This window comes from Halalkalibacillus sediminis, assembly GCF_002844535.1.
Lineage (GTDB): Bacteria > Bacillota > Bacilli > Bacillales > Alkalibacillaceae > Halalkalibacillus_A > Halalkalibacillus_A sediminis.
Window position 1 is genome coordinate 130,503 of record NZ_PJNH01000004.1, and the last position, 26,370, is coordinate 156,872.

A 26,370-nucleotide genomic window follows, 5' to 3' on the forward strand; every position below is an offset into this window, starting at 1 on the left:
AGGTGGCAGTTTTCTCTCTAAGATAGGGTACATGATATAGTAGAATCAAAGAATTCTTCTAGATGGGAGAACTCGACATGCAGAAAATATTGATTGTAGAAGATGAATATTCGATCAGTCAGGTGTTAAAGGCATATCTTCAAAAAGCGAATTTCAAAACGGAACAGGTTTTCGACGGTTCTGAAGTTATTGATACCTTCGAATCGTTCAACCCGGATCTTGTGCTGTTGGACGTTATGCTTCCCAATAAGAGCGGATGGGATCTTTTAAAAGAAATTCGTACAGATTATGAAACGCCAGTCATCATGTTGACCGCACTCGGCGATGTGAATTATCGACTGGAGGGTTTGAATGATGGAGCGGATGATTATATAGCTAAACCGTTCAACGGTGAAGAAGTTGTCGCAAGAGTGAATGCAGTTCTAAGACGATCTGAAAACAAAGTTCAATCGGTGAAACAGTTTGGGCAATTAGAGGTTGATTATCAAGGACACCGGGTCTTTTTGAATGGAAAAGAGCTTGATTTGACCCCAAGGGATTTATCGTTGTTATTATTCTTGACTGCTCATCCGAACCAGACGTTTACAAGGGAGCAGTTAATCGACCGAGTGTGGGGCTGGGAGTATGAAGGCAGTGATCGAGCGGTAGATTTGTCGATAAAAAGAATCAGAAAAACTCTTCAAGGTTGGCCAGGCGAAGAAGGAGAAATCAGAACACTAAGAGGATTGGGGTATCAGTTCAGTGTTTATGAAGACAAACAATAAAAAGATTCCTATACAGCGTTATTTAACCTCACGATATTTAGTTACTCTTTTCATCGGGCTGATTGTAGTTGCTCTTATATCAGCTTGGTGGATCAGGTCTCAAACGTTAGAGAACCGACTAAGTATGTTGGAGTTCATGGCGGAGGAAACAGCTTCGCAATTGACAGGAGAAGATGAACAACGTATTCCGCCGAATTCCGAGCTTCGTCAATTTTTAGACGAACGTGGTAGGTTCATGAATATGGACAGTGATCCGGCTCTTTACATTGTTAATGCGAGGGGATCCATATTATTCAGTAATTTTCCAGCGGGGCAAACTAATCGTCAGCTTTCTCGTTCTCTTTTGACGAATAACGATGATCGACAATTAATCGAAACAGATTCTGAGGAAGTCTATGTTGTGAAAAAGCCAGTCCAAGTTGAATCTACTGTCTTGGGGTGGGTCGTGTTTGTTGAATCGAAGGCGAACTTAGCGCAAGTCAATCAAGAGTATCGTCAACTGTCGATTATGCTGATCAGCTTAGCCTTGATCGGAGCTGCAGTCATTTATTTTCTTTCAAGAAAAATTTCAAGGCCGATTAAAGATGTGGCAGGAGCTGCTGAACAGGTCAAAGAAGGCAATTATGACATCGATCTCCCTGAAAATATCAAAGCAGAAGAAATTGATGAATTGGTGAGATCTTTTAAAGAGATGTCCCAAAAGTTAAAGCAGCTTGAATCCTTGCGTACTGAATTATTAGCAGGCGTCACGCATGAATTGAAAACACCCGTAACTTCGATTAATGGTATGATTCAGGCACTCAATGATGGAGTAGTCGAGGGAGAAGAGGCGAAAGAGTTTCTGCGTATCTCGTTGAATGAAACTGAAAAGATGAAAAGGATGGTAGAAGACCTTCTTGCTTTCAATTCGTTTGCGGCGAATGCGATACCAGTTGAACATAGGTACCATGAAGTGAACGACCTCATAAAAGAATGCGTACGCGAATGGGAAATTTCAAATGATGAACCTGGTTTAGACATACAAATGTTCTTGTTGGGTCAACCTACTGATGTAAGGGTTGATGACATGAGAGTCCAACAGATTCTGACCAATTTACTGACCAACGCCAAACAAGCGATAAAAGGTGAAGGTAAGATTTCTTTAAACTTAACTGAAGAAAAAGAGACCATAGAAGTACAGGTGACAGATAATGGACAGGGCATACCAGAAGAGGAGCAACCCTTTATCTTTGAACGTTTTTATCGCGGTGAAAACAAGAAGTACCAAATAGGTGGACTCGGTCTTGGTTTACCGTTCAGTAAAATGATTTCGAATGTTTTAGGCGGCGACCTTAAGCTGAAGGGTAGTTCTTCAGAGGGTACGACCTTCCAACTAACCTTACCGAAAGATTAAGTTGTGATCATTTTTCATTGAATAAAATCGAGTGCTTGAGGGTAATGAACATAGTAGATAAGAATTAAATATCCATTATGATTAAGGGTGAAGTTGATGAAGCGAATGAACAGAGGAATTTTGACAGCTATTTCTGCGATAGGAATTGCTCAAGCACTTAAGATAGTTACTCATAAAAGGGTGTCCGGTGAATGGGACGTGAAGCAAATAGCCACAACAGGTGGTATGCCAAGCTCTCACTCAGCAGGGGTTTCCGCACTGACTGCCTATATGGCGGCCAATAAAGGAACACGCCACACTGAAACAGCACTTGCAACGGTATTTGGTGTCATTGTTATGTATGATGCTCAGGGAATCCGCCGTCATACAGGTGAAATTGCTAAACTGGTCAACGAATTGGAAGATGAATTCGCGAATCTTTCAGGAGAATTCCCGAGTTTTGAATTCGTTGAAAAAGAAAAGGAACTGAAAGAACTTCTTGGGCACCAACCTGCAGAGGTTCTAAGTGGCGCAGTTTTAGGGATTGGCTTAGGATTGTTATCTGCTAAATTAGAGAATAAGTAAACAGTAGCGCCTAAAGGTTGTACGCTATAACTTTCAGGCGTTTATTTTTAGAACAATAGATAAAAACAAAGATAGACCCGCTTACTTGATAAAAATGGTAGTGAGAAATTAAAATGATAACAAACTACAACATAAGTGAGGAGCATCTCAGATTATGGATAATGAAACTAAAAATGTCGGTTGGAATTTCGACAACAGTTATACCGAACTCCCGAAAAAATTTTATGCGAGTGTGAACCCTACCCCAGTTACATCACCAAAGTTGATCATATTCAATTCTTCTTTGGCAAAATCTCTCGGGTTGAATGATAAAACTTTACAAGGTCTCGAAGGAATCGAAACATTTGCTGGGAATCGAATCCCCGAAGGTGCATCACCGCTTGCACAACCTTATGCTGGGCACCAGTTTGGCCATTTTACTATGTTAGGTGATGGTCGTGCTCATCTGCTCGGTGAACAGATCACTCCAGATGGTGAAAGATATGATATCCAATTGAAAGGTTCAGGTGAGACCCCTTTTTCTAGAAGTGGGGATGGCCGGGCAGTACTAGGGCCAATGCTCCGTGAATACATCATCAGTGAAGCGATGCATGCACTAGGTATCCCTTCTTCACGTAGCTTAGCTGTAGTTTCTACGGGTGAAAAGGTCATCCGAGAAACGAAAAAGCCAGGAGCGATCCTGACTCGCGTAGCCAAAAGCCATATTCGTGTAGGAACTTTCCAATATGCAGCACAGTGGCGTAGTGAAGAAGAACTTCGTGAACTAGCTGATTACACGATTAATAGACACTATCCAGAGGTAGCGAATGATGAAAATCCGTATCTTTCACTCTTTAAAAAGGTGCTCGACCGTCAAGCTAAACTTCTGGCTCAGTGGCAATTGGTCGGCTTCATTCATGGTGTCATGAATACGGATAACATGACCATCAGTGGAGAGTCGATCGACTATGGCCCATGTGCATTCATGAATACGTATGACCGTGAAACTGTTTTCAGCTCAATTGATGTTCAAGGACGTTATGCCTTTGGTAATCAGCCACGCATTGGTGAATGGAACCTAGCAAGATTTGCTGAATCCTTGTTGTCATTGTTCGATGAAGATCAAGATAAAGCTGTCGAGATCGCTCAGGATGCCTTAGGCGAATATCCTAGTCTTTTCGGAGAATATTGGATGGATGGAATGAGGAAGAAGCTCGGTATTTTTGATGAGAAAAAGCAGGATAAAGAACTAATTGAAACGTTGCTTGATTTGATGGAAGAATACAAAGCTGATTATACGAATACATTCTTAGCTTTAACATTTGATCGCTTAGAAGACTCACCCCTTCATGGAAAAAAGGAATTCAGTGACTGGTATAAAAAATGGCAAGAAAGATTGGAAGGACAGAAGCAGTCGAAAGACGAATCGAAGCAATTGATGAAAAGCAATAATCCTGCGGTCATTCCAAGAAATCACAGAGTGGAAGAAGCTTTGTCTGCTGCAGAACGCGGGGACCTTGATGTAATGAACCAACTTCTAGACGTCTTGCGGGATCCATATGCACACACATCTACCCAAGCAGAATACTCAAAACCACCAGAGCCATCTAGTGAACCTTATCGAACGTTTTGTGGAACTTAATACGATAACACTTAGATAAACATCGAGCTACATTTTCTAACACTCAGGATGTTTTTTATGAACTTCGGGAGAGAAGACGGATGAAGTTAAACAAACAAATAGCAAAAACATCTTATGGGGAGATCGAATACAGTTTGATGGGGCAAGGAGAGCCAAAGGTTATTTTAGTAAATGGAGCAGGTGGGCCTTTAGAAGGTTGGATACGGATTATGCCTGAACTTGCGAAGACGAAGACAGTGTTTGCCTACAACCGTCTTGGGGTTGGAAAGAGCTCAAACCCAACTTCAAAACAAGATGGCATCACCATTGTAGAAACATTGAGAGAAGCCTTGAAAAGAGCTGGGCTTCAACCTCCATACCTGCTTGTCGGCCATTCTTTGGGAGGATTGTATGTCCAGCTCTATGCTAAAATATACCCTTCTGAAGTCGAAGCTGTTGTATTCGCGGAGGCAAGCCACCCGAAAGATGTTAAACAGAATAGTTCTCATGGAAAAGAAATACGAGGCCTCAACAAAATTTTTGATATGGTGGATTCATGGTTTCCAAGCAAACAATTGCGAGAAACAAAATTCGTATCTGATACAGTAGAAATGATTCATCAAAATGGACCTTTTCCAAATATCCCAGTGTATGTACTTATTGGTTATAAAAAGAATCTATTTATGCCGAAAGATCTTTTCCAAAAAAGAGTGGAAAATCAAAAAGAACTGTTGAAGTTGTCAGAGATAAGCTATTTGATAAAAGCTGAGGGAAGTAGCCATTTCCCTCAGGTAAGGCAACCTGAATTGCTTGTTAAAACAATTGAGACATGTGCCGACCAAATTCGTCAGGGTGAAAGTCATTCATCCTGATATTTTTATACATATTGATTTTTGTTTCGGTTATTTATGTATTTATTGAAAAGAAGGATTATTAGAGAAACGAATATTGATAAGGTCAAAAACATAAAGAAAGTATTGATATTGTATAAAAGACCATTCACATGCGTGGATACCCAAGTGTCCGTTGCTTGATTGATGTATGCCCAGTCAATTACTTCATAATGTTCTTTGTGCGCATCTACTAATATTTTTCTGTAATTTTGAAATAGAACCTGTTGATAAACCAATCCTAGACTCCAATGGATGATGATCACGACCATGCCTATCACTAACCAACTTATTTTGAGGTTAGATTGTGCCAGAACTTTTGACCAAAGTGCAACAAGAATGCAGAATAAGATAAAAATTAAAGGGATAAGTAGTAACACTGGATTACCGTTACTAGAATACATTTCTGGAGATGGTGCTGCTTGGTGAATCAGATAAAACAGACCACCTGTTAGAAGGCACGTTAACGTTAAAAATATGTATCGTTTCTTCACCCAATCACCCTTTTGTTGTATGAAACGTAATTACATACATTCGATTGTATCACAAGAAATTTATACATTAAAAAAGCTGACGAAATGATCGTCAGCTTTTTCCTTTTTGAGTAACTAAATCGTCGATTAGTTGGTTGAAGGTCTGTGTAACTCGCTCCAGGCTTGTATCGTCGCTAATAGGTTTTTATTTCTGCAGTTATCAATTGAGTCTACTCTGGCACGCTTAAAAATGTAAAAAGTATTTGACATATTCAAAGCCGGTGTTACAATAATAAGTGTCAAATACTTTTTACATTTTCGATAGGGAGGAATAAAAAATGGATTGGGTTAAACTTGTGTATTCAGTTATATTATTAATCTGTGGAATTTCTATTTTGGTTTCTATATTTTCTCAAAAGGGAGATGAAAGAAGAAAATTTATTAACCAGAAAGCTCAATCATATGTATTTATCGTAGTTTTTGGTATGTTAATTTTATTTGTTGCACAATCAATTTATCTAACATATATGGGGGAATCTTCTTATATAATTTCACCAATAATGTTTCTGACGATTATTTCAATAATATATCTAGGAACGTTATTAATTTACAGGAATAAATATGGTGATTAAATGAAAAATCAAATAAAGAAATTGAGAAAATCAGCTAAATTATCTCAGGATGAACTGGCTAAACAATGTAAGGTATCCAGACAAACAATCAATGCAATTGAAAATGATAAATACGACCCTACTCTTCAATTAGCGTTTGACATAGCTTCTGTATTGGATACCACAGTAGATGATCTTTTCATCAGTGATTCTATTAGAAAATAGTAAAAAGACCTCATTTGGTCCTGCACCCCAAATGTTAGAGCAAAAATCTAACTCATAGGGTTCACTACCTTTCGAGGTCTTTTTTATGCACTCCTCAGTATTTCAATTCGATAAAGGCTTAAATATACTCATTTTCTAATTAAAACGGTTGCAAGTTGTTTCTCATATATATTCATTTGGCACCACCATAATAGAAGAATAATTCGAGGCCGCGTTTGATGATAAAATTACATACCAGATTATATATTAAAGTTGAGAAGGTACACTATAGTTATAATAATAAAAGTTATTGTGAATATAACCCCAGTAGCTATAGAACTTACAAATGTTTTCTTTGTGTATCCTTTCAATTGGTCCTCGCTAGATCTGTCAACTTTCCTAGCGCGAATGTATAAAGAAATATTAATTAAAATTAAAATTGAAGTCAATAATGGAACAAAAAATCCGTAATCGAGATCCATTATTAAATTGGAACTTCCACGATTCAATAAGTAGTAGAGGAACATTATGCATCCAAGAAATAAATGCATAATAGGGCCTAATCTTCTTTCTTTATACCATTCACCTCCTAATTTCTCTTTTTCGTATTCAGCCACTTTTTCTAAAATCGGAATCAATGATTTAGTTGAGTTCCTTTTGACCATCCCAAAGCAAAATTGAAGGAGTAATATTATACTAAGGGTTAAAAATAGTTCGGCAATTCTGATTTGGAATGTTTCCAAGAGGGCTATAAAAATAGCCATTAATGTTATATAAAGTATATTCAATATCATACCTTGTTTTAGTCTCAACTTATGTACGTATTCTTTATCCATAAAGCACCCTCCAGCAACTTTCTCCCTATAAATTTATTCAGAAAAGAGCATGAGTTGGTAAAATTTGATAAACTTAGTTTAACATATGTGAAAATAAGTAAATGCCTGATCGATAACTTAGGAGGAGAATTTATGACAAAGCTATCTTTGGTTTTATCAAGTTTGGCGTTGAGCTTTATCTTATTGAGTGGATGTTCGTCAACTTCAACTGCACAATTCGATGATGAAAATATCATTATGGACGTGGTAGACACACAAGTCGACGATTTGGGGATCTCAAAGACAATAAGGGTTATGAATAAGACTGGTTTTGAATTGGATGATCTTACATTAGGTTTAGGATATGTAGAAGTTAAATCTGAAAACAACTCTAATAATTATATGGAAGATTTAGATTTACAAAATTTTGAAGATATTAGTCTGAATAAAGGAGAGAATATAGAGATTTCTTTTTATCATTCTTTTGATGGTCACAAAAAATCTATCAATGTTGATAATCCTCAAATTGAGTTTAAAGGAAATGTAATTGATGGAAGTGAGAAGAAGCCATTCAATATGGTCGGTTCATTACAACTATTTCTTGTAAACAACTGAAGATAGCAAGTGAGGGATGAACACTTTAAAAACTGTGTCGTGTAGATGCTGATCTTAGGTGGGAGATAAAATGTTGATAAATAATCTAGCTAATCGCTTCCAAAGATTCGCAGTAGATGAGGCCGTAGGCTCCTGTGAATTATATAAAGAATTATCCTTTCAAATAGCTGAGGACGAAGAAATTCTCGAGATGTGTACATATGCACAAAAAGGTCAGCCTGCCCCGAACTTGTTATTCGGTGCCGTTCATTATTTGCAGCTGAAAGGGAATAGTCATGGGTTAAAAGAATTCTATCAGAGCTTGGTGGATAACCCTCAGCCACCCAAGGAGGCTTTTCCATATTTCAAGGACTTCTGTCAAAAACATAGAAATGAAATCATCAGCCTATTAGAGACCAAACTAGTCCAAACGAATGAAGTAAGACGTTGCGCTTATTTATATCCAGCTTTTTGTTACATCCACGAAAAAGTGAAACGCCCATTAGCTTTGATAGAAATTGGCACAAGCGCAGGGCTTCAGCTCCTTTTTGACCATTACCAATATTCCTATGAAACAGAGGAGGTATTTGGTGATCGTAAGTCCGATGTTTTTGTCACTTCAGAAGTTCGGTCGGAGCAACCTCCTTTTTTGTACGACACGCCACCACCAGTATCATACCGTTTCGGACTTGACTTACACATCAATGATCTGAGCGATCCAGAAGACGAGCTTTGGTTAAAAGCATTGATTTGGCCTGATCATTCACACCGACGTGATTTATTTGAGAACGCTTCGGAGTATGTAAAAAGCAATCCTTTGAATTTGATTGAGGGAGATGGAGTAGCATTGCTGCCGGGGATAGTGGAACAAATCCCACAGGAATCAGTTATTTGTGTGTTCCACACTCATGTAGCTAATCAGATTCCTGACGAAGGGAAAGCCCAGCTAGTTCAAACAATTGATTATATTGGAGAGAAACGCGATATTTTTCATTTATATAATAATATGTATGACGCTGAACTACATCTTGATTACATAGTTGGTGGAGATAAAACGACTGAAACAATAGGCCAGACGAACGGCCACGGAAGATGGTTTGAGTGGAGAGTTACAAACTAATTATCTTAGCGGGGTGTGAGTCTGCTGAAAAGTGAATTAGAAGGTGGTACGGGATGAGAAAAAAGTTAATATTGATAATATTTTTATCAATTTTAATTGTCGGATTCGTCGTTTTACATTCAACACCCCATTTAGCCTTAAGAACACATGTATTTTTCACAGGTCATCCAATTAAAGCTTTCACAACAGAAATTGTAGATGATGAATCTCGCAATGAAATAGATAAAGAAAAATTTGATCGATTGAATGCAAAGGCATACTCATTAACAAAACCTCCAATCGAAAAAGCAACAGATGGTGAATTAAAAAACTATCTCGTTAGGAAACGGGGTTGGCTATATTTTGCTAGATATTATGGCCATGGATAGCCCAGACCAAGAGCTTTCGTTCAAAGTTGCTTTGGTCAACAAAATATAAGGTTAGTAAAAGAGAGGTTGAATAAAATGTTAAACAAAGTGTGTGTTATTACTGTAAAAGTTGAAAAAATGGACGAGGCGATTGATTTTTATACAAAGGTGCTGGGCTTTCAAGTTGACCAACGATACGGAGAGAAGATTGTGAGTTTAGAACATGAAGGCCTTCCAATAGTATTGGAAGAGATAAGTACTGGGAAATCGAATGATCAGAGCGTGTTATTTGCCCTGTATTCAGATGACCTTGATGGAGATATACAGCACTTAGAGTTTCATGAGACAAAGATATTATTTAACCACCCAGAACCTTGTCCACCTGGTCGCTACACAATTATTGAAGACCCTTCAGGTAACCAGATTGAAATCGTGGAATTTTCTAATAAGAATAAGTGAGAGATTGAATAGATCTAGTATCAAAGGAGATGGATTAATGGGTTCGCGAATAATGCACCTAGTAATCGCCAATAGAATAGCAGAACAACTATCGATTGAAGATCGAACAGCCTTTTTGCTTGGGGGAATTGCACCTGATGCAGTTTCGCCTAAAGACTTATCACATTTTTTTGAAGGTGATGTAGATGATTATTCCAGGAGTATTGACTATGATAGATTTCTGGATAAGTACAGTTCGAATGCGGGGAGCCACTATTTACTGGGGTATTATACACATTTGATTGCTGATGATATATGGCTGAAAGGTTTCTATCTTCCTTGGTTAAAAAACAGAATGGAAGCGGATGAAGATTTATTTTATTCATATCACAATGATTTCCGTTTGTTGAATGGAAAATTATTAGAATACTATGGCCATAATGCGGAACTAAGAAATAACCTTCGGAATGGTGCTGCAATCTTTGATTTACAAGAGGTTAAATCGAGTGATGTCGAGGACTTCATTCCATATGTTTTAGGTGATATGGATTATGATATGGAAGTTTTAGAGGAGGAGCTGAATGTTTTTACACTTAAACAGATCATTGGTTATGTTGAAACATCGGTCGATATGAGTGTTTTGAAAATGAAACCCATTTTCACATAATTCATTTTTAAAAAGGAGTTTTCTTATGAAGGACATTGAAGCTGTCTTTATAGACCGTGATGGTACCATTGGTGGAACGGGTCATTTCATACATCCTGATGATTTTGTTCCGTACTCTTTCAGCCCCAGTGCGCTCTTACTTCTTAAAGAAAACGATGTTAAAATTTATGCTCTTACTAATCAACATCGGATTAGTAAAGGAGAGGCATCATTATCTGATTTTCGAGACGAGTTTAGTTCGATGGGGTTTGACGATTCGTTCATTTGCCCCCACAGTTCTTCCAAAGGGTGTCGGTGCCATAAGCCTAAACCGGGATTGCTTCAAGAAGCGGCAAGTAAATATGGATTGGATTTAGCTAAAACAGTTGTCATTGGTGATGTTGGTTCAACTGATATGTTAGCTGCCGACGCGGTAGGGGCTATCAAAATTTTAGTTCTTACTGGATGGGGGAAGGGGTCCATGAGGGATTACCGTCATACTTGGAGTGGTGTAGAACCTGACTTTATAGCTGAGAATCTGCTAGATGCAGTTGAATGGATACTCGAATAATTTTTATAAAAATTACCCTCACTTCTCTAAAAAAGTGAGGGTTTTCTCATGTTACCTAGTAGCACTCTTTAAGTTCTTGAATGCGTTCCAAATTAATATTGCACCAAATATGATTGCAGAAACTAGTCCGACAAAATAGAGAAGTGTGTCCATGAAATGGGTAATTCCTTCAAATAAATCTGATCGTAAAGGGATAAACATAAACGCAAATCCTGCAATAAAACCATACAGTAATCGACTTTCCATCAACATTCTCCTTTCCATGAGTTCATTACAGAAGAACTCGGTTAATTAATCTTATTAATTGGTAGGAGAGAATATGACGGGCTTATAGGACCAGAGTCTAATCGTTCAACTTCGCTGTAATGGTAATGTACAACATCTGAATGATCCACCCGATTTAATGATTTCAGAAATATCGACGAGTATGACCTCAAAACCTTTAGATTCCAAAACCTTATTCAATCGCTCATTTTGAGGGAGACTGATGATTTTTCCATCACCGATTGAGAGAACGTTTGGCCCCATTTGAAACTGTTCTTCATCAGTAATATAGATAACTTTATAGTTAGATTTGATTGTTCTCAAATCTTTTTTAGTAAAAGCTTGAGGGTAAACAAGTGCAGTGTTTTCACTTATTATATTTAAGACACAATCAAGGTGAAGAATATCATCTTTAATTTCTAATGGTTGCACGCTGTGGTCAGGTATTCGTTGCTGCAGATCTTGAATTCCTTCTATCGTGGTACGCCCACTTAATCCTACCCACACAGTATCCCCATCAATAAGGACATCTCCGCCTTCAATAGTACCTGCCAAACCATCATGGAAAGAAATCGAGTGCTCATGCAACCACTTTTTCAAATGCTTGGTTTCACTTTGGCGAACTTCTTCACTCATAGAAGCAACAAACAATTCATCATTTATCGCAAATGCAATGTCGCGAGTAAATACTTGTTCATTCAAACGAGGTTCTGGAGAAAGCTCAATGACTTTGACTCCTTGTGCCCTCATAACATCTAAAAATTTGGCATGTTGCTTCAGGGCGAGCGTTGTATCTATATTACTTACTTCGTAGTGCTTCTGAGTTTCATTGATCACTTCTTTAATCTTCATGAAAGCTGGTTTCACGACCAGTACTTTTTTTAGTGTGGAATACTCAGAATTACAATTTATTTTGTAGTTGGATGCTATTCCCTTCATGTTGGAACCTCCGTCTATTTCGATAAAGTTAGGTTTACCATTCGAATAGAACATAAACCTAACAATTTTTAAAAAAGCTTGCGTCCCATATTATTCAAGATTTACTAGCTACTTTTATGTTGAAAAGGGCATTTCCCTTTGATTGGTTCGATGTCGTCTCCAATAAAAGATTGCTTCCATTCATTATGGTCAGGATCCCCGAAATGGCTGATGTCAGGGTGCTTAGGAAGACCATCCCATGCTTCTACGCGGGCGCGAACTTTTTCGCGGGACATGATGCCACCTTTTTCGGTACCTTTGAGACCTTCAAAGATCACTCGAGGTTGAAATCCTAGTACCAGACTATTGCCGAGATCCCTCGTTTTTCTCTGCTTATAAGCTGGGGCATTCCCGAAAGTGAAAATCGGTTCACCCGCAAAATGGAAGTCCCACAAATAATGTTCAGGATCCTTAGGTGCATCAGTTGGCCAATCAAAGCGATCATTTTCGTGGAGGTATTGTAAGATGTCCCAGAAATAAGACCGATAATATTCAATTGATTTCTCTTCAGTCTCAGGCTCAACAAAGATGAACAAACCGTGTCTCGTTTTATTTTCAGGAGTGAAAAGACTTAGAAAACTTTCTACGGCTTCAGGTAAATGATCCCACTTATCATGCTCAATGTAAGAATAACGAAGTTCGCCTTTCCGTTGAGCTGTCATGCCGAAGAAACATGGGAATGTGGGGTCAGTAACAATTTCACTAAACGTTTTATATTCTCTTAAAAGCCAATCAGGTAAGTGATCGGCTTTTTCAAAATCATCTTTTGTAAGTAGATATGAGCTATTTTTAGTTAGCATTTGAAAACTCCTTTTGTACTTAATTCCTGCTGTTTGTTGTTTAGATTATATCCCCGATTTGACGGTATATTAAACATATCTTTCCAGCTGTAATATTTATTTTCCATCATAGCAAACTAAAAAACGAATATATTTTAAGAGAGGACAACTAAGAAGTGTGAATTTTCTTAATTTTAGTGTAAAATAGTACTATAGTAATAAATAAATTTTAAAAAGGGGGAAATTAGGTGGAAGAGTATAGTTTATCTGTCGGGACATGGTTTTGGTTATTTGTTCCCATGTCAGTAGTGGTCATCTTATCACTTATATCATGGTTGAAAGGGCGTGGAGCTAAATAATGGATACCGCTACTTTAGTCACATTTATAGTTTACATTGTTGGTATGTTGCTCCTTGGTGTCATTGGTTATAAGATGACGAGTAACCTCTCAGATTACTTCCTGGGTGGCAGAAAATTAGGTCCAGGTGTAGCCGCATTAAGTGCTGGTGCATCAGATATGAGTAGTTGGCTCATCCTAGGTTTACCTGGTGCGATCTATATCTCAGGTCTTGCAGAGGCTTGGATTGCAGTAGGTTTGACGATTGGGGCTTACTTGAACTGGCAATTCGTCGCCAAGCGTTTACGTATTTACACAGAAGTATCGAACAATGCGATTACGATCCCGGATTTTTTCGAACAACGCTTTAGAGATAAATCGAGGGCTTTGCGTATAGCATCTGCTGCAGTTATTTTATTATTCTTTACTTTCTATACCGCTTCTGGCCTTGTAGGTGGGGCGACACTATTCAGTAGTAGCTTCGGATTATCTCAAAATAGTGCTCTTCTAATCGGTAGTGCTGTTATTATCGCTTATACTTTCTTAGGTGGGTTTATTGCGGTTAGTTGGACCGACTTTATCCAAGGTTTACTAATGTTCTTGGCATTGATCGTCTTGCCGATTATCGCTGTTCAAAATGCAGGCGGTTGGAACGAAGCGGTTAATGTGGTTGGTAATTTAACAGACGGACAGAATTTACAAATGATTCAAGGGGTAGGAACCGTCGGAATCATTTCATCTCTTGCTTGGGGTCTGGGTTACTTTGGTCAACCACATATCCTTGCGAGATTCATGGCGATCCGCTCTCATAAAGATGTTCCTACTGCACGTTTCATTGGTATGACATGGATGGTCCTATCGTTGTTCGGGGCAGTATTTGTAGGGATTGCAGGTTATGCTTATCTTGCGACAGCTGACGTGTCAGCTGAATTGGCAGAGCGTGGAATTGAAATGTCAGGTGGGGTATTAGAGAATCAAGAGACAGTCTTCATCGCCTTGACACAATTGCTGACTCACCCTGTAGTTGCAGGTATCTTATTAGCTGCGATTTTAGCTGCGATCATGAGTACAGTCGACTCACAGTTACTAGTATCATCTTCAGCAGTAGCAGAGGACTTTTACAAAGGATTTTTTAGAAAAAATGCATCCAACAAAGAGCTTGTATGGGTTGCACGTATTTCCGTTGTAGCCATCGCTGGGCTAGCATTGTTGATTGCCTCTGTTAATGAAAGCTTAGTGCTTGAGCTGGTAGCATATGCTTGGGCAGGCTTCGGTGCATCATTTGGACCGATCATTCTTCTGGCATTATTCTGGAAGCGTCTGACTCGTAATGGAGCTTTGTTTGGAATCATCACAGGTGCTGCGACAGTTGTTATTTGGGCTGAATTCGTACCAAGTGATCTTTACGAAATCGTACCAGGCTTCGTATTAGCAGCCATTGTTGCTATTGTAGTCAGTATGATGGGCAAAGAACCTTCTGAAGAAATCCAAACAGAATTTGAAGAAGCACGCAAGATCGCTAATTCATAATTTTTAATAAAAGGTATTCGGGATGATCTCGCAGTGATGCGAGGTCATCTTTTTTATGATAGAAAACGTGTGACGTGGAGGGGAGTGCCGAATGGAATGGAAAAGTCGCCGGATGGGATGAGAAACCCGCCCGTTGGAGTGGAAAACCCGCCGGATGGATTGCGAAACCCGCCCGTTGGAGTGGAAAACCCGCCTGATGGATTGCGAAACCCGCCCGTTGGAGTGGAAAACCCGCCGGATGGAATGCGAAACCCGCCCGTTGAAGAAGAAAAACCGCCTTTTTACTACTAACTTAAATTCCTTACTGCGACAAAGAACCCTAAAGGTATCGAGGCCCACAGTAAAATGTTCAAAGTTACAAATATGAGTAATGAATGTCTTATAGATTTCAAAAAAAAGTAGAGCGTTAGTAATGCTGCCCCTAAAAACCATACAATTAGAATCGCAAAGAAACTTGGTGCTACATAAACCTCGTCCGTATAGTTTTCTGCTATTGCTCCTCTAGCCATGAATTCAGTGACAAAATAAGCAATGGCCCCAGTCACTAATAAATTGGCTATGGCAAAATACTTTTTAGTTTTCATCAAATTTCCCCCATTCAATTAACAAACATTTCCTAAGATTGGTATAATAGTGTAAACATTCTATCGTATTAACTTAATCTACTAACAAAAGGAAGTCAATAATAAGTGAGGTTTTACATATGAGTAATTTCTATATTATAAAATCAGTCATTGATAAATGGGATCCACTGAGTTTGTTACATCACGCCCCAGCTGATGAGTATGAACCAGAAGTGGAAGCTATAGATAACCTATTATCAACAATTCATTCAGAGGAAGCTCTGGCTGTTTTAATTCATAAGGTGTTTGTTCAATATTTCGGTGATGAAGTAACTGATGCCAAAAATTATTCGATCAATGGTTGCAGACCAGTTGCTAAAGAAATTTGGAGTCGCTTGGGAACAGAGGAGGAATTTTAATTGAAAAATAACACGGTGGTTGCGAATAATAATGGCACCAAAGTTCTTACAGACGCACATGGACGAACGTACTTATCGGTTGAAGAAAATGAATCTGTCGTCGTCCTCGCAAAAGATGGAGAGGACTTCATACTTATCAATCAATACCGGAAGCCAGTGGATTCGTATATCGTCCAGTTGCCTGGTGGTGGAGTTGAGAAGGGTGAAGATCTACCAGAAGCGGCTAAAAGGGAACTTATAGAAGAAACAGGATTCGAGTGTGGTGAAGTACATTATTTAGGAAAGATGCTTGCAGCACCTTGGCTCTGTGATGAAGTGACACATGTATTTTTTACAGAAGAAGTACTTGAAAGAAAAGATCAACAGCTTGAAGCGCATGAAACTATTGAGGTGCTGAGAATTAGTGTCGATGAATGCCTTGAGAATATAAAAAATAGTAACTTCAATGACCCTGAACTTTGTTATGGAGTTCTACAAGCAAAATTGCAAGGATATATCAGTAGTTGAAGGGAGACTCCCACAATCGATAATCTAAAAAATGAAGTAGAAGTACAAATTGATCAAGTGTCATTCAAATTAAAGGAGCCTCATGATTTTAGTTGGCTAAAAGATTTAGGCGAAGTAGTAAACGTTTTTGATCAGCAAGACTCAGGAAATATTTGCTTTGTAGTGGAATCTCAATTCAGAAGGCTTTTCATCAAATATGCAGGTGCGCGCACTGTTCAATATGGAGGTGTACCTGAGGATGCTATTCAGAGGCTGAAAGAGGCTGTTACAGTATATGAGTCATTAAAGCATCCTCATCTGACAGAGCTATTGGATCATTTCGAAACTGCTTCAGGGTACGTCCTTGTTTTTGAGTGGTTCGATGGAGAAAACCTCCACCCTCATTGGCGCTTTCCACCTCCACATAAATACACCCACCCAGAATCCCCTTATTACAAGTTTAAACAATTAACTGTGGGGCGTAGGCTTAAAACATTAACAAACATATTCGAATTTCATGTACATGTTGAAAGAGAAGGATATGTTGCTATCGATTTTTACGATGGAAGTATTATGTATGATTTCCAAATGAATCTCGCTAAAATTTGTGATATTGATTTGTACCGAAAGAAACCATATACCAACACAATAGGAAGGATGTGGGGTTCAAAAAGATTTATGTCTCCAGAAGAGTTTGAGAAAGGTGCCTTAATTGATACAAAGACGAATGTATACAATATGGGAGCAATTGCCTTCAGTCTATTAGGAGGAGAACTCGATCGGACAATTGATAAATGGGAAGCGAATATTGAATTATATGATGTTGTGAAAAAAGCTACGAATCCAAATCGTGAAAAGCGTTATCCAACGATTGAAGCCTTTTATCATGACTGGGTGATGAATATTAATTGAGGGTCAAGTGGGTGAGTAGTTATGAAGAATGAAACACCAAACAAAATACATATCATCGGTTCAGTCGGCAGTGGGAAGACCACACTCGCGAGGAAGTTATCTGCTAAGTATGATATTCCCTTTTTCGAACTAGACAATGTCGTATGGGAAAGACATGAAAACGGGGATCGACGTCGAACGGAAGAGGAAAAACGTGAATGCTTGATGTCCATTTTTGCACAAGATCGCTGGATAATCGAAGGTGTTCATAATGAAGAATGGGTGAAGGACTGCTTTGAGAATGCGGAGACCATTATTTTCATGGATCCAAGTATGAACGTAAGGAGATATAGGATTTTCAAAAGATTCTTAAAGCAACGTTTTGGACGAGAAAAGTCGAACTATAAGCCGACATTAAAAATTTTCTTCAAAATGTATAAATGGAACAAACACTTTGAAGGGAAGGGGAAAGCTAATTTTTTTAAGAAATATAAGAAGTACGACGGGAAGATAGTCGTGGTAAGTAAAAAGGAAGATGTAAGTTCGTTTATGAAGTAAACGCTTGAATATTAAAAGTTCATTTTACTTCATAAACCTTATCAGCTTTTTCAATTGGCTGCTCGTTTTTCATATAAAAATCTTCCCCAGCCCAATATCTTCGTTTGTATTTATGGAGCCGTTCCTCTAGATTACCAATATAAGAGTCACGATCTAAAACTCTTTGATACCTAATTGCGCGGGGGCAGTCTAAGAATACTGTAAAATCGTAAAAACTCATCCATTCGTTTCTTTGCAGAAAAATCCCTTCAATTATAATGATGTCGACATTGTTGGTAGGTATTTCTCTGTTGGAGGTGGTATCAGTGGGTTGATTATAAAATGGTAAATATAATTCACTACAGTTTCGATGTAGAGGAATGAATAATCTCTTTTGAATTGAGGAGATATCCCATTGCAAAAAATAATATTCATACCATTCTTCTCTTCCAGTATTGTAGCGTTTATCACGTTTTTCTATATGGTCATCAATATGTATTATGGAAACATTGTATTTATGTTTTTCGGTTAACTCCCTTTGTAGTAAAGATGCCAAAGTTGTTTTACCAGATCCACTCAAGCCATCAATTGCAACAATAAACGGACGCTTCCTAAAATGGTTGTTTAAAAACCTAGCTAACAATTCACGGGCGATTTCTTTATACATAAAATAACTCCATTTCATCTATTAAGCTTGAATTCTAGTTTAAGAGCTGATTAATTGTTCCGAAGAAAAGATTAAGAGTAAAAGGTTTTGAGAAAAAATCTTACCTATAAATTTTATCATCACTAAGATAATAAATGTAGGTTGAAAAACAGGAGAGTTATAATGAAATATCTATTTATGGTTACTAGTACACTTCTTTTCCTAATGACTGCGTGTAGTTCTGAAGAATCCATCCCGGATGAGCTTCTTTCAGAAGAGGAAGGGGAATTTCGTGTGATTGCTGTAAGTGAAGTTGAGGGGAAGAAATTGCACAAGGCACCTTCTTTTTTTCATGAACTCAACGATCCTAATGTAATCATGAGAAACCTTGAAATGATCACTTTAGATAATGCCCAACATGATCCTTATAAATCATTGGGCATTGAAGAAGCTCCTTATTTCATTTTTTTCGATCAGGAGGGTATCGCATTTGAGACAAATAGTGAAGAGGAAGCATACGAATTTGTTGAGAAAGCTTTAGAAAAAGAAATTGATTGAAGACGGATGATTGTTATATCTTCATAGAAATAATCAAATAAAGGAGGAACTATCATGTTATCTATTCCAGAAAGGTTATTGTTGCTTACGTTGAACGATAAAGGGAAGGTCAAGATGAGCTCTTCGACTGGTATCAGATACGGGTTGGCTGGGGCCATTCTCATGGAGCTCGCTTTACTAGAAAAGGTAGAAGTCGATAAGAATCGAGTAATATTGATAGATGACCAACTTACTGGAGATCCAGTATTAGATGGGGCTCTTGCTAATATGAAAGAAATAAAAAAGACGAAAAAAGCGAAGTTCTGGGTAAATAAACTGGCGAAAAAGAAATATCAGGACCTAGTTTTCCGGTCACTAGTTGAAAAAGATATTGTTGAAAATGTTGAAGAGAAGATTCTTGGAATATTTCCAACCAAGCGTTACCCAATAAAAGATATAGAAACTCAAAATCATCTAGAGCAAGATTTGCGGGCCTTCATTTTGAAAGAAGAAGTTCCTGAAGAACGGACCCTTCTTCTTGTGGGTTTGCTTAATACTTGTAAGATAACAAACCATATCTTTGCAAAAGATGAGAGAAAAGAAGCGCGTCGTCAAATCGAGAAGATCATGAAGAGTGACCTCATTTCCAAGTCAGTATCAGATGCTGTGAAATCAGTAGAAGCAGCAACAATAGCTGCGATGGGCGCAGCCGCAGCCTCAAGCGTGTCGTCTTAATAGGCAAGCCTGAATGAATACTGAGATTATTTTACTCAGACTTAATAATCTATCACTTACCATTCAATGACTTCATCCAAATCTTCGCATCAAAAAAGGGATGACTCGACGTCATCCCTTCCATTATTTAATATCTTCCCATACCCATATGTTGGTATCTTCCTCTGGCAATCTGATAAATTCCATATAGAAACAGGCCTATTGCGGCGATCCCTAATAACCACTGCCCATAGGATTCTTGGGCGATCTCGTTCAGCGCCCCGTCTAATCCTTTTGCTTGATCTGAGTCAGCTGTGTAAGCTACTTGGATAAAGAAGTATCCTACCATGGCGAGGACGATTCCACGAGCAGTGAGGCCTAATCTACCAGAGTTTCTAGCAACCTTTTTTTCTTGGGTACTCATATCTTGTGTGTGGAATCTCTTCATAAACTTCGTAGTGATTCCCTTGTAAGCTTCATTCAGTCCATAAAATATAATAATTCCACCGATAATTCCAATAATCCATTGACCATAAGGTTGGGATAATAATTCTGCGGACATGGTTTTTTCACTATTTCCACCGCCACTTCTACCCCCTGCACTTGAAGCGACTTGAATGGCACTTAAAGCTAGTCCTGAATAAATGATTGCAATAACTAGACTGGCTCCTCGTCCGAAGATCCCCTTCATGCCCTTTCCTTTATTCTGAGGGTCTTTAACGACTTTAATCAATAGCCACATGATGTATAAGAAAAGACCAATTCCAATAATCCATAACAACACTTCTCCAAAAGGCATACCAGCTAACGACTTGAACATTCCTTGTGTACCTTCTGTGTTACCGCCAATTCCGATTGCAGCCATGAAAGTCAGTATACCTACAAGAACGAATACTAGACCTTTTGCCATATATCCGACTCTTGCTAATCTCCGAACCCAGGGCTTGATTTCCTCTTTTGTTTTCCTAGATGAGTAACTGCGACTGCTAGTGCTCATTCCTCAATCCTTCTTCCCATTAAAGTTGTTGGTTGATTGATGTATTCCCCATCTTTAAGTAGAGAAAACAACTTAATAATATTCCGAATTTTGTTGTTTTTTTAATCATTCCGCTTAAAAGTTGTGAATTTTAAACCGAAATATACTAAAATATTTAATTTATTTATTGTTGTGGTAATATAGAACTATAAAAAATGGAACCAAAAGTATTATGAAGCTTTCATTTTGTAGAGGTGAAAAGGAAGTGGGGGATGCTATGCAATCTAGTAAAATATCAGCAATGATCTTAATAGTGTTATTCACCCTTATATCTTATGCGTGGATCTTTATTTTTACAGGTAATGAATGGATGATGCTACTTGGCGCATATATCTTTCCGATTATTGGCGGTTCTTTAAGCTTATTTTGGCTAGTCAACGCTTACCGAACATTAACTGGTAGTAGAAAATATTTCTGGCTTTTATTAGGTATAGGCGTTTTATTTTATATTTCATCTAATCTGGTTGGGCTTTATGCTCTATTAATACAAGAAAGCTCTGCATACCCTGATTTAGCAAGTGTTCTATGGTTAATAGGATACGGCATATTCTTGATCGCATTGATATATAAAATGCAGATAATAAGCATTTCAAACTCTAATAGTCAATTTGTATATAATATACTCATATTTATGACGATAGCAGCTGCGATTAGTGGACATTATTTAATTCAGCCAATCTTTGAACAATCTGAATTTGTTCTTTCCAATTTTACGCTGCTATATCCAATACTGAATCTAAGTATTCTTTTCGTCACAATTTCTCTCTATTATTTGACGAGAGCCTTAGAGGATCGAAGAGTTATAATATTATTAGTTAGCGGATTTTTGGTACAGATATTTGCAGACTCGGTTTATGTCTATTCGTATGTAAATGAGGAGTATTTGCTAGGCGGTTGGATTGATCCAATTTGGACAATTGCAATCTTATTGATTGGTTTTGCTAGTTTTTATGTGCAAGAAAGAACAGACACCGCGGTTTGGAAAGAAAGTAAGTATTTTAAATTCAGAAATACACTCTATCCCTATTTGAGTGCAACACTTCTAAGTATCTTAGTGATTGATAGTTATCAGTGGAACTTGAATGCTCTTAGTATTGGAATGGTAGTTGTATTTCTTCTAATAGTTATCAGGCAGTATTTCGTCATGAGACAGAATGAGATTCTAATGAGTAAGTTCAGACGACTAGCTTACTACGATTCTCTTACCGGATTAAGAAATCGAACTAAATTCAATAAAGATCTGAAACATATTGTAAGTGAAGCTCAGAAATCAAACACAGTGTTAGCTCTTATTCTAATCGATTTAGATCGTTTTAAAAATGTGAATGATGCCTTTGGTCACGATGTGGGTGATCAGTTGTTGCAAGGTGTTGCTAAGCGATTACAGAACTCTTTAGGTAAAGGTGAAAGACTTTATCGACTGGGTGGTGATGAATTCATTATCATTATCCCAAATCTGTCAGGTAATATTTGTGAGTCAAGGGCGTCGACTATTCTAGAAGGTTTCCGTAGCCATTTTTTAGTGGAAGAACATGAAATATTAATGACCCCAAGCATTGGTATCAGTCATTATCCTAGAGTAGGAGAAGATGAAGAAACTTTATTAAAAAATGCTGATGCGGCTATGTACTTAGCTAAGAAATCCGGGAAAAATAATTATGAATTTTACACTCCGGAATTGAACAAAACAATGACCAGAAAAACCAAAATTGAGAGAGAATTGAGAAGTGCTATAGATAAAAATCAAATGGAATTGTTCTATCAACCCCAAGTCGATCTCAACACTGGAGAAATAGTAAGTGTGGAAGCTTTGCTAAGGTGGAAGCATCCGGAATTGGGGTATATTCCTCCAGATGAATTCATTCCTATGGCAGAAGAGTCAGGGCAAATTGTTCCCATTGGTGAATGGGTGCTGAAAGATGCTTGTAAGCAGAACAAGACTTGGCAAGAAGAAGGACATCCTAAGATCATCATTGCCGTCAATGTATCTGTGCGTCAGTTCCAATATGGTAACTTCATACAAAAAGTTGAGGAAACCCTAAGAGAAAACGCGCTTGACCCTCAATATCTTAAACTAGAAATCACAGAAAGTATCATTCAAAATATCAACGAATCCATCATGGTTATGGAACGTTTAAATGAGTTAGGAGTCAAAACATCAATCGACGACTTCGGTAAAGGTTTTTCCTCATTATCTGTCCTGAAAAATTTACCTATCGACACGATTAAAATTGATAAGTCATTTATTAATGACATTGGGGACAAAACAAGTGAGGCGATGGTGAAAACAGTAATAGATTTAGGATTGAACCTGAACTTGAATGTAATTGCAGAAGGAATAGAAGAAGAACATCAGGTTAATAAGTTATTGGAAAATAAATGCTTTGTGGGGCAGGGTTATTATTATTCCAGACCTGTTCCAGCTGAGGAATTTGTGAAGCTACTAATGGAGCGTACACTTATATATTAATTTCGAATAAAACACAAAAGGGGTGCGCAATTCAGCACCTCTTTTGTGTTTTTACTTCTTATATTCTTCGAAAGAAGCAGCTATTTTCAAAATCTCCTCTTGTGGAATTGGCTCTGAATCATGTTCCTCTTCAGTTTCAACTGACACTAAAATCGAGTAAGTCGTACCCTCATTTTCCCATGACAGTATCTGTGTCATTCCATTAAAATAATACGCCCCTTCCAGTCCATCCCCAAACTCTACTAAGTTCTCTTCTGAATAATGATTAATATTTTCAATTGGAAGATTCGATGCATCATGTTGCTCAACTTCTATCGCCTTCCTAGGTGATTCTCCACCGAAATATCTTGTGATGATAGTTTGGTATTTGTTATCGTCTTCTAATGGCACGATTTCATCGTCTACAACTTCCATTGGACCCAAGTAGTCTAACTCTAGTGATCCATTGTCAATATCAAAGGGTGCATAAGTTGGGAATTTGATATTACGATCAAAATCTTTCAACTCAGCTTCCCATTCTTCCATTTCATCCTCGGCCAAAAAATCTGCCGCTTCTGTACAAGCACTTAATATTCCTAGCAAAAAAATAAACAGAACAAGTTTTTTATACATTTAAACAATCCCTCTCGTTCTTCTTCTTATAATACACTTTATAAAAGTTTACCATAAATATGTAAAAAATCTACTTACTTACTATGAAATTAATCCACAAAACAATAATTATTTATTGTAATTCGATAAATGTTAAGCTATAATATAACCAACAATTGGAAGGTTGAGGTGTTTCGATGAAAAAGAAAACGGTAATTTTTTTGAAGGTGATAACATATTTGGTTGGGATAGGTCTCCTGATTGGAATGTTTGTTTTATTCCATCTTTCTAATTATACAGCGAACATGTATCCTGAATTTGCATATCTGAAATTTCCAGTGTTAATCGGCATGTATGTGTCCACCATTCCTTTTTTCTATGCTTTGTTCCAAACATACAAATTGCTTAAATTTATTGAAGAAGACCACGCATTTTCAATTGACGCTGTATTATCTTTGAAACGAATCAAACTGTGTGCTATAGCTATTATTTTTATGTATTTTATTGGGATGATCTTCTTAGTCACCCAGAGTGCTCTTCATCCAAGTATTGCATTAGTTGGTTTGGCGATTATCTTCGTATCATGCGTTATCTTTTATTTTGCTGAGGTTCTTCAAGGGATATTTAAAAATGCTGCAGATATTAAAGAAGAAAACGACCTAACGGTTTGAGGTGAATTAAATGGCAATTGTAATTAATATAGACGTTATGCTGGCCAAGAGAAAGATGAGTGTCACTGAGTTATCTGAAAGAGTGGGTATTACAATGGCGAACCTTTCTATTTTGAAAAATGGCAAGGCGAAGGCCATTCGAGTTTCGACATTGGATCAAATCTGCAAGGCGCTTGACTGTCAACCAGGTGATATTTTGGAGTATAAAGAAGATGAATAATCCTCTGAAACTTTTTTCGTGGTTAATCGTCTGTATATATATAGTGATTTTCACCGGATGGTTGATGAATTCTCCCATCCTTTTTTCATTGTGGGGCGTTATAGGGTGGCTTATGGTAACCGCTGCGGGATGGTGGATTCAAAAGCTCATCTATGGAAGTTCATTGACTGTAAAGATTCTGTTGCTCCTCAATTATTTTATGATTTTCCTCATAGGTTTAACTGTATTCATTTATGTTGCGACTAGCTCTATGCCCTAATAAATGGTATGGTACAAATAATACATTTTTTGGTAGTGAAAATTAGGAGTGGTTTGGTGGAAACTCTTGGTCGAGATTGTGTATATGTCATCATCGGAATTTCAGTGCTCTTTTTCCTTTCGCTTGTCACGCAAAGCTTCAACGTTCTCGCTCTTATTGTCGGGCTTCCGTTGATTGCCTTAACTTTGTGGGTGGTAAGTTCCGAGTTAAGTAAGGAAAATACACAAAGATTAGCTGAAAAGGAAGGTAAACATGGATAACCTTAATGAAAAGCGCGCGAAGGTGATGTTGCTTGGATCGTTTCATTTCAATAAGCCTGGAAACGATATGATCGAAGAGACTTATGATTTCGATCCTTTTTCAGAAGAACGACAGAAAGAAATTTCAGAAGTAGTGGAGCTCTTAGGAAGGTTCCGTCCTACAAAAATTGCCGTGGAAACGAATCGTGGAGATCAAAGTTATTTAGATGATACCTTCAAGCAATATCTAAATAACCAAAATCATTTACCAGCTCATGAAGGACTGCAGATTGGAGCTCCTTTAGCGAAAAAGTTTGATATTGAAACGATAAGTGCTGTGGATGATAAGCAAAGATTCGTTTTAACCGATGAGGAGGGCCAACAGCTTGGGAGTGATATAGAAGGTATTGACCCTAAAGGATGGAACCAATTTTTAGAGTACAATGAACAATTAAATAATGGTATTTCTAATCAAACTTTAAAAGAATCACTTACATATAGGAATAGTCCAGAGTGCTTGAATTTTCAAGACTCATTCTATTATAAGATCATGATGAAGGTTGAAAGTAACGAAAATTATCTCGGTGCGGATTGGATGACAGGTTGGTACGGACGTAACCTTCGTATTTTTCGAAACCTACAACGAATCACACAAAGCGAAAATGAACGAATTCTAGTAATCTTCGGAACTGGTCACATCCCTATATTAAAAGAATTAATCAATAACTCACCTGAACACGAAGAAGTCGATGTGCTAGACTATCTCAAATGAGGTGATCAACGATGAGAAATAATAGAGAAGAAGATACTTTCGATCGAGCTTTTGTAGGTAAACCTGGCTGCATGATTGTTGTGATATTGATTATTATTATATATTCGATAATTATGAATGCATGGTAATAATTTTTTAAAAAAGGAGAGAATGCTTGGGTGGAAACATTTGGGAGAGGTTGTATGTACATTATAATAGGAATAGCCATTCTGTTTTTTCTTGCGCTGATCACACAAAGCCATATTAACATTCCATGGATAATCGCAATTCCATTAATTATTTTAGCCTTTTTCGTTGCAAGTAAGAAAACTAATGATGAAGATAACCAGGGCGATGAGTAATAATACATATTATACTTTTCACAAAAGTTGCTTTCGTGATCAGTCGGATAAAAACACTAT

The 26,370-nt window shown here is 37.7% G+C and carries 35 protein-coding genes; 26 read left to right on the top strand and 9 right to left on the bottom strand.

The annotated features are described in order from the left end of the window. The first annotated feature begins 77 nt into the window (after positions 1 to 77). From CEY16_RS13135 to CEY16_RS13155, 5 genes are all read left to right on the top strand, one after another. Positions 78 to 764 carry a response regulator transcription factor gene (locus CEY16_RS13135; protein WP_101332508.1) on the top strand — a complete coding sequence of 229 codons (687 nt, stop codon included), beginning with the start codon at positions 78 to 80 and terminating at the stop codon, positions 762 to 764. Beyond that, positions 748 to 2,157 carry a sensor histidine kinase gene (locus CEY16_RS13140; protein ID WP_101332509.1) on the top strand — a complete coding sequence of 470 codons (1,410 nt, stop codon included), beginning with the start codon at positions 748 to 750 and terminating at the stop codon, positions 2,155 to 2,157. The genes CEY16_RS13135 and CEY16_RS13140 overlap by 17 nt, the downstream gene beginning before the upstream one ends. Before the next feature lie 96 nt (positions 2,158 to 2,253). Further along, entirely contained in the window at positions 2,254 to 2,721 is a 468-nt protein-coding gene (locus CEY16_RS13145) for a divergent PAP2 family protein (RefSeq protein ID WP_101332510.1), read from the top strand. Positions 2,722 to 2,875: 154 nt separating this feature from the next. Next, positions 2,876 to 4,342, top strand: coding sequence for a protein adenylyltransferase SelO (locus CEY16_RS13150; RefSeq protein ID WP_101332511.1), 1,467 nt, complete (start codon positions 2,876 to 2,878; stop codon positions 4,340 to 4,342). Between the two features lie 80 nt (positions 4,343 to 4,422). Then, on the top strand, positions 4,423 to 5,193 hold the full coding sequence (locus CEY16_RS13155; protein WP_101332512.1) for an alpha/beta fold hydrolase: 771 nt from the start codon (positions 4,423 to 4,425) through the stop codon (positions 5,191 to 5,193). Between the two features lie 5 nt (positions 5,194 to 5,198). On the opposite strand, the gene CEY16_RS13160 is transcribed toward CEY16_RS13155, so the two are convergent. Beyond that, positions 5,199 to 5,705 carry a hypothetical protein gene (locus CEY16_RS13160; protein WP_101332513.1) on the bottom strand — a complete coding sequence of 169 codons (507 nt, stop codon included), beginning with the start codon at positions 5,703 to 5,705 and terminating at the stop codon, positions 5,199 to 5,201. Positions 5,706 to 6,022: 317 nt separating this feature from the next. On the opposite strand from CEY16_RS13160, the gene CEY16_RS13165 reads away from it, so the two are divergent. Both CEY16_RS13165 and CEY16_RS13170 read left to right on the top strand, forming a co-directional pair. Further along, positions 6,023 to 6,316 carry a hypothetical protein gene (locus CEY16_RS13165; RefSeq protein ID WP_101332514.1) on the top strand — a complete coding sequence of 98 codons (294 nt, stop codon included), beginning with the start codon at positions 6,023 to 6,025 and terminating at the stop codon, positions 6,314 to 6,316. Next, positions 6,317 to 6,520, top strand: coding sequence for a helix-turn-helix transcriptional regulator (locus tag CEY16_RS13170; protein ID WP_101332515.1), 204 nt, complete (start codon positions 6,317 to 6,319; stop codon positions 6,518 to 6,520). A gap of 239 nt (positions 6,521 to 6,759) precedes the next feature. Here CEY16_RS13170 and CEY16_RS13175 read toward each other — a convergent pair whose 3' ends face one another. After that, entirely contained in the window at positions 6,760 to 7,335 is a 576-nt protein-coding gene (locus CEY16_RS13175) for a hypothetical protein (RefSeq protein ID WP_101332516.1), read from the bottom strand. Positions 7,336 to 7,467: 132 nt separating this feature from the next. On the opposite strand from CEY16_RS13175, the gene CEY16_RS13180 reads away from it, so the two are divergent. From CEY16_RS13180 to CEY16_RS13205, 6 genes are all read left to right on the top strand, one after another. Continuing rightward, positions 7,468 to 7,929, top strand: a complete 462-nt coding sequence (locus CEY16_RS13180) for a hypothetical protein (RefSeq protein WP_101332517.1) — start codon at positions 7,468 to 7,470, stop codon at positions 7,927 to 7,929. Between the two features lie 70 nt (positions 7,930 to 7,999). Then, complete coding sequence (locus CEY16_RS13185; RefSeq protein ID WP_101332518.1) at positions 8,000 to 9,028, top strand: DUF2332 domain-containing protein; 1,029 nt, start codon at positions 8,000 to 8,002, stop codon at positions 9,026 to 9,028. Positions 9,029 to 9,081: 53 nt separating this feature from the next. Beyond that, positions 9,082 to 9,396 carry a hypothetical protein gene (locus tag CEY16_RS13190; protein WP_101332519.1) on the top strand — a complete coding sequence of 105 codons (315 nt, stop codon included), beginning with the start codon at positions 9,082 to 9,084 and terminating at the stop codon, positions 9,394 to 9,396. Between the two features lie 75 nt (positions 9,397 to 9,471). Continuing rightward, positions 9,472 to 9,834, top strand: coding sequence for a VOC family protein (locus CEY16_RS13195; RefSeq protein WP_101332520.1), 363 nt, complete (start codon positions 9,472 to 9,474; stop codon positions 9,832 to 9,834). Between the two features lie 37 nt (positions 9,835 to 9,871). Continuing rightward, on the top strand, positions 9,872 to 10,480 hold the full coding sequence (locus CEY16_RS13200; protein ID WP_101332521.1) for a zinc dependent phospholipase C family protein: 609 nt from the start codon (positions 9,872 to 9,874) through the stop codon (positions 10,478 to 10,480). 25 nt (positions 10,481 to 10,505) lie between these two features. Continuing rightward, positions 10,506 to 11,030: an HAD-IIIA family hydrolase gene (locus CEY16_RS13205; RefSeq protein ID WP_101332522.1), complete on the top strand. Its 525-nt coding sequence runs from the start codon at positions 10,506 to 10,508 to the stop codon at positions 11,028 to 11,030. A 51-nt stretch (positions 11,031 to 11,081) separates the two neighbouring features. Here CEY16_RS13205 and CEY16_RS13210 read toward each other — a convergent pair whose 3' ends face one another. The 3 genes from CEY16_RS13210 to CEY16_RS13220 form a co-directional block, all read right to left on the bottom strand. After that, positions 11,082 to 11,276 carry a hypothetical protein gene (locus CEY16_RS13210; RefSeq protein ID WP_101332523.1) on the bottom strand — a complete coding sequence of 65 codons (195 nt, stop codon included), beginning with the start codon at positions 11,274 to 11,276 and terminating at the stop codon, positions 11,082 to 11,084. 105 nt (positions 11,277 to 11,381) lie between these two features. Then, the gene (locus CEY16_RS13215; protein ID WP_101332524.1) at positions 11,382 to 12,233 is read right to left on the bottom strand and encodes a dimethylarginine dimethylaminohydrolase family protein; all 852 of its coding nucleotides are present in this window, start codon (positions 12,231 to 12,233) and stop codon (positions 11,382 to 11,384) included. A gap of 104 nt (positions 12,234 to 12,337) precedes the next feature. Next, entirely contained in the window at positions 12,338 to 13,072 is a 735-nt protein-coding gene (locus tag CEY16_RS13220) for a YqcI/YcgG family protein (protein WP_101332525.1), read from the bottom strand. A gap of 337 nt (positions 13,073 to 13,409) precedes the next feature. Here CEY16_RS13220 and putP point away from each other — a divergent pair, with 337 nt between their 5' ends. Further along, the gene (gene putP, locus CEY16_RS13225) at positions 13,410 to 14,918 is read left to right on the top strand and encodes a sodium/proline symporter PutP (protein ID WP_101332526.1); all 1,509 of its coding nucleotides are present in this window, start codon (positions 13,410 to 13,412) and stop codon (positions 14,916 to 14,918) included. Positions 14,919 to 15,205: 287 nt separating this feature from the next. Here the strand turns inward: putP and CEY16_RS13235 are convergent, their stop codons facing one another. Then, positions 15,206 to 15,502, bottom strand: a complete 297-nt coding sequence (locus tag CEY16_RS13235; RefSeq protein WP_101332528.1) for a hypothetical protein — start codon at positions 15,500 to 15,502, stop codon at positions 15,206 to 15,208. Positions 15,503 to 15,621: 119 nt separating this feature from the next. Here CEY16_RS13235 and CEY16_RS13240 point away from each other — a divergent pair, with 119 nt between their 5' ends. The 4 genes from CEY16_RS13240 to CEY16_RS13255 are packed head-to-tail and all read left to right on the top strand — an operon-like array spanning position 15,622 to position 17,835. Then, positions 15,622 to 15,900, top strand: coding sequence for a hypothetical protein (locus CEY16_RS13240; protein WP_101332529.1), 279 nt, complete (start codon positions 15,622 to 15,624; stop codon positions 15,898 to 15,900). Next, complete coding sequence (locus CEY16_RS13245; protein ID WP_238378855.1) at positions 15,901 to 16,407, top strand: NUDIX hydrolase; 507 nt, start codon at positions 15,901 to 15,903, stop codon at positions 16,405 to 16,407. It begins immediately after the preceding gene. 57 nt (positions 16,408 to 16,464) lie between these two features. Continuing rightward, on the top strand, positions 16,465 to 17,298 hold the full coding sequence (locus CEY16_RS13250) for a protein kinase domain-containing protein (RefSeq protein ID WP_238378856.1): 834 nt from the start codon (positions 16,465 to 16,467) through the stop codon (positions 17,296 to 17,298). 21 nt (positions 17,299 to 17,319) lie between these two features. Continuing rightward, positions 17,320 to 17,835 carry a P-loop NTPase family protein gene (locus CEY16_RS13255; protein WP_101332531.1) on the top strand — a complete coding sequence of 172 codons (516 nt, stop codon included), beginning with the start codon at positions 17,320 to 17,322 and terminating at the stop codon, positions 17,833 to 17,835. 19 nt (positions 17,836 to 17,854) lie between these two features. Here CEY16_RS13255 and CEY16_RS13260 read toward each other — a convergent pair whose 3' ends face one another. Continuing rightward, positions 17,855 to 18,481: a kinase gene (locus tag CEY16_RS13260; protein ID WP_101332532.1), complete on the bottom strand. Its 627-nt coding sequence runs from the start codon at positions 18,479 to 18,481 to the stop codon at positions 17,855 to 17,857. Between the two features lie 162 nt (positions 18,482 to 18,643). Here CEY16_RS13260 and CEY16_RS13265 point away from each other — a divergent pair, with 162 nt between their 5' ends. Together CEY16_RS13265 and CEY16_RS13270 are read left to right on the top strand one after the other, a co-directional pair. Continuing rightward, positions 18,644 to 19,018 (top strand): hypothetical protein, encoded by a 375-nt coding sequence (locus tag CEY16_RS13265; RefSeq protein WP_101332533.1) that lies wholly within the window; start codon positions 18,644 to 18,646, stop codon positions 19,016 to 19,018. A gap of 54 nt (positions 19,019 to 19,072) precedes the next feature. Continuing rightward, positions 19,073 to 19,732, top strand: a complete 660-nt coding sequence (locus CEY16_RS13270; protein WP_101332534.1) for a GOLPH3/VPS74 family protein — start codon at positions 19,073 to 19,075, stop codon at positions 19,730 to 19,732. A gap of 127 nt (positions 19,733 to 19,859) precedes the next feature. On the opposite strand, the gene CEY16_RS13275 is transcribed toward CEY16_RS13270, so the two are convergent. Further along, a complete protein-coding gene (locus CEY16_RS13275; RefSeq protein ID WP_101332535.1) occupies positions 19,860 to 20,708 on the bottom strand; it encodes a DUF1206 domain-containing protein in 849 nt (282 codons plus the stop codon). A 256-nt stretch (positions 20,709 to 20,964) separates the two neighbouring features. Here CEY16_RS13275 and CEY16_RS13280 point away from each other — a divergent pair, with 256 nt between their 5' ends. Next, entirely contained in the window at positions 20,965 to 23,217 is a 2,253-nt protein-coding gene (locus CEY16_RS13280) for a putative bifunctional diguanylate cyclase/phosphodiesterase (protein WP_162297940.1), read from the top strand. Between the two features lie 51 nt (positions 23,218 to 23,268). Here CEY16_RS13280 and CEY16_RS13285 read toward each other — a convergent pair whose 3' ends face one another. Next, positions 23,269 to 23,829, bottom strand: a complete 561-nt coding sequence (locus tag CEY16_RS13285; RefSeq protein WP_101332537.1) for a hypothetical protein — start codon at positions 23,827 to 23,829, stop codon at positions 23,269 to 23,271. A gap of 176 nt (positions 23,830 to 24,005) precedes the next feature. On the opposite strand from CEY16_RS13285, the gene CEY16_RS13290 reads away from it, so the two are divergent. The 5 genes from CEY16_RS13290 (at position 24,006) to CEY16_RS13315 (ending at position 26,310) form a co-directional block, all read left to right on the top strand. After that, entirely contained in the window at positions 24,006 to 24,479 is a 474-nt protein-coding gene (locus CEY16_RS13290) for a DUF2975 domain-containing protein (protein WP_101332538.1), read from the top strand. A 10-nt stretch (positions 24,480 to 24,489) separates the two neighbouring features. Continuing rightward, positions 24,490 to 24,699, top strand: coding sequence for a helix-turn-helix domain-containing protein (locus CEY16_RS13295; protein WP_101332539.1), 210 nt, complete (start codon positions 24,490 to 24,492; stop codon positions 24,697 to 24,699). Between the two features lie 315 nt (positions 24,700 to 25,014). Beyond that, positions 25,015 to 25,218, top strand: coding sequence for a hypothetical protein (locus CEY16_RS13305; protein WP_101332541.1), 204 nt, complete (start codon positions 25,015 to 25,017; stop codon positions 25,216 to 25,218). Then, a complete protein-coding gene (locus CEY16_RS13310) occupies positions 25,211 to 25,969 on the top strand; it encodes a DUF5694 domain-containing protein (RefSeq protein WP_101332542.1) in 759 nt (252 codons plus the stop codon). The genes CEY16_RS13305 and CEY16_RS13310 overlap by 8 nt, the downstream gene beginning before the upstream one ends. A gap of 158 nt (positions 25,970 to 26,127) precedes the next feature. Next, a complete protein-coding gene (locus tag CEY16_RS13315) occupies positions 26,128 to 26,310 on the top strand; it encodes a hypothetical protein (RefSeq protein WP_101332543.1) in 183 nt (60 codons plus the stop codon). Positions 26,311 to 26,370: the final 60 nt, after the last annotated feature.

Bases quoted from the DNA above. Each gene is read 5' to 3' on its own strand.
- CEY16_RS13135 (WP_101332508.1), top strand. From the start codon at position 78: ATGCAGAAAATATTGATTGTAGAAGATGAATATTCGATCAGTCAGGTG.
- CEY16_RS13140 (WP_101332509.1), top strand. From the start codon at position 748: ATGAAGACAAACAATAAAAAGATTCCTATACAGCGTTATTTAACCTCA.
- CEY16_RS13145 (WP_101332510.1), top strand. From the start codon at position 2,254: ATGAAGCGAATGAACAGAGGAATTTTGACAGCTATTTCTGCGATAGGA.
- CEY16_RS13150 (WP_101332511.1), top strand. From the start codon at position 2,876: ATGGATAATGAAACTAAAAATGTCGGTTGGAATTTCGACAACAGTTAT.
- CEY16_RS13155 (WP_101332512.1), top strand. From the start codon at position 4,423: ATGAAGTTAAACAAACAAATAGCAAAAACATCTTATGGGGAGATCGAA.
- CEY16_RS13165 (WP_101332514.1), top strand. From the start codon at position 6,023: ATGGATTGGGTTAAACTTGTGTATTCAGTTATATTATTAATCTGTGGA.
- CEY16_RS13170 (WP_101332515.1), top strand. From the start codon at position 6,317: ATGAAAAATCAAATAAAGAAATTGAGAAAATCAGCTAAATTATCTCAG.
- CEY16_RS13175 (WP_101332516.1), bottom strand. From the start codon at position 7,335: ATGGATAAAGAATACGTACATAAGTTGAGACTAAAACAAGGTATGATA.
- CEY16_RS13180 (WP_101332517.1), top strand. From the start codon at position 7,468: ATGACAAAGCTATCTTTGGTTTTATCAAGTTTGGCGTTGAGCTTTATC.
- CEY16_RS13185 (WP_101332518.1), top strand. From the start codon at position 8,000: ATGTTGATAAATAATCTAGCTAATCGCTTCCAAAGATTCGCAGTAGAT.
- CEY16_RS13190 (WP_101332519.1), top strand. From the start codon at position 9,082: ATGAGAAAAAAGTTAATATTGATAATATTTTTATCAATTTTAATTGTC.
- CEY16_RS13195 (WP_101332520.1), top strand. From the start codon at position 9,472: ATGTTAAACAAAGTGTGTGTTATTACTGTAAAAGTTGAAAAAATGGAC.
- CEY16_RS13200 (WP_101332521.1), top strand. From the start codon at position 9,872: ATGGGTTCGCGAATAATGCACCTAGTAATCGCCAATAGAATAGCAGAA.
- CEY16_RS13205 (WP_101332522.1), top strand. From the start codon at position 10,506: ATGAAGGACATTGAAGCTGTCTTTATAGACCGTGATGGTACCATTGGT.
- CEY16_RS13210 (WP_101332523.1), bottom strand. From the start codon at position 11,276: ATGGAAAGTCGATTACTGTATGGTTTTATTGCAGGATTTGCGTTTATG.
- CEY16_RS13215 (WP_101332524.1), bottom strand. From the start codon at position 12,233: ATGAAGGGAATAGCATCCAACTACAAAATAAATTGTAATTCTGAGTAT.
- CEY16_RS13220 (WP_101332525.1), bottom strand. From the start codon at position 13,072: ATGCTAACTAAAAATAGCTCATATCTACTTACAAAAGATGATTTTGAA.
- putP (WP_101332526.1), top strand. From the start codon at position 13,410: ATGGATACCGCTACTTTAGTCACATTTATAGTTTACATTGTTGGTATG.
- CEY16_RS13235 (WP_101332528.1), bottom strand. From the start codon at position 15,502: ATGAAAACTAAAAAGTATTTTGCCATAGCCAATTTATTAGTGACTGGG.
- CEY16_RS13240 (WP_101332529.1), top strand. From the start codon at position 15,622: ATGAGTAATTTCTATATTATAAAATCAGTCATTGATAAATGGGATCCA.
- CEY16_RS13255 (WP_101332531.1), top strand. From the start codon at position 17,320: ATGAAGAATGAAACACCAAACAAAATACATATCATCGGTTCAGTCGGC.
- CEY16_RS13260 (WP_101332532.1), bottom strand. From the start codon at position 18,481: ATGTATAAAGAAATCGCCCGTGAATTGTTAGCTAGGTTTTTAAACAAC.
- CEY16_RS13265 (WP_101332533.1), top strand. From the start codon at position 18,644: ATGAAATATCTATTTATGGTTACTAGTACACTTCTTTTCCTAATGACT.
- CEY16_RS13270 (WP_101332534.1), top strand. From the start codon at position 19,073: ATGTTATCTATTCCAGAAAGGTTATTGTTGCTTACGTTGAACGATAAA.
- CEY16_RS13275 (WP_101332535.1), bottom strand. From the start codon at position 20,708: ATGAGCACTAGCAGTCGCAGTTACTCATCTAGGAAAACAAAAGAGGAA.
- CEY16_RS13280 (WP_162297940.1), top strand. From the start codon at position 20,965: ATGCAATCTAGTAAAATATCAGCAATGATCTTAATAGTGTTATTCACC.
- CEY16_RS13285 (WP_101332537.1), bottom strand. From the start codon at position 23,829: ATGTATAAAAAACTTGTTCTGTTTATTTTTTTGCTAGGAATATTAAGT.
- CEY16_RS13290 (WP_101332538.1), top strand. From the start codon at position 24,006: ATGAAAAAGAAAACGGTAATTTTTTTGAAGGTGATAACATATTTGGTT.
- CEY16_RS13295 (WP_101332539.1), top strand. From the start codon at position 24,490: ATGGCAATTGTAATTAATATAGACGTTATGCTGGCCAAGAGAAAGATG.
- CEY16_RS13310 (WP_101332542.1), top strand. From the start codon at position 25,211: ATGGATAACCTTAATGAAAAGCGCGCGAAGGTGATGTTGCTTGGATCG.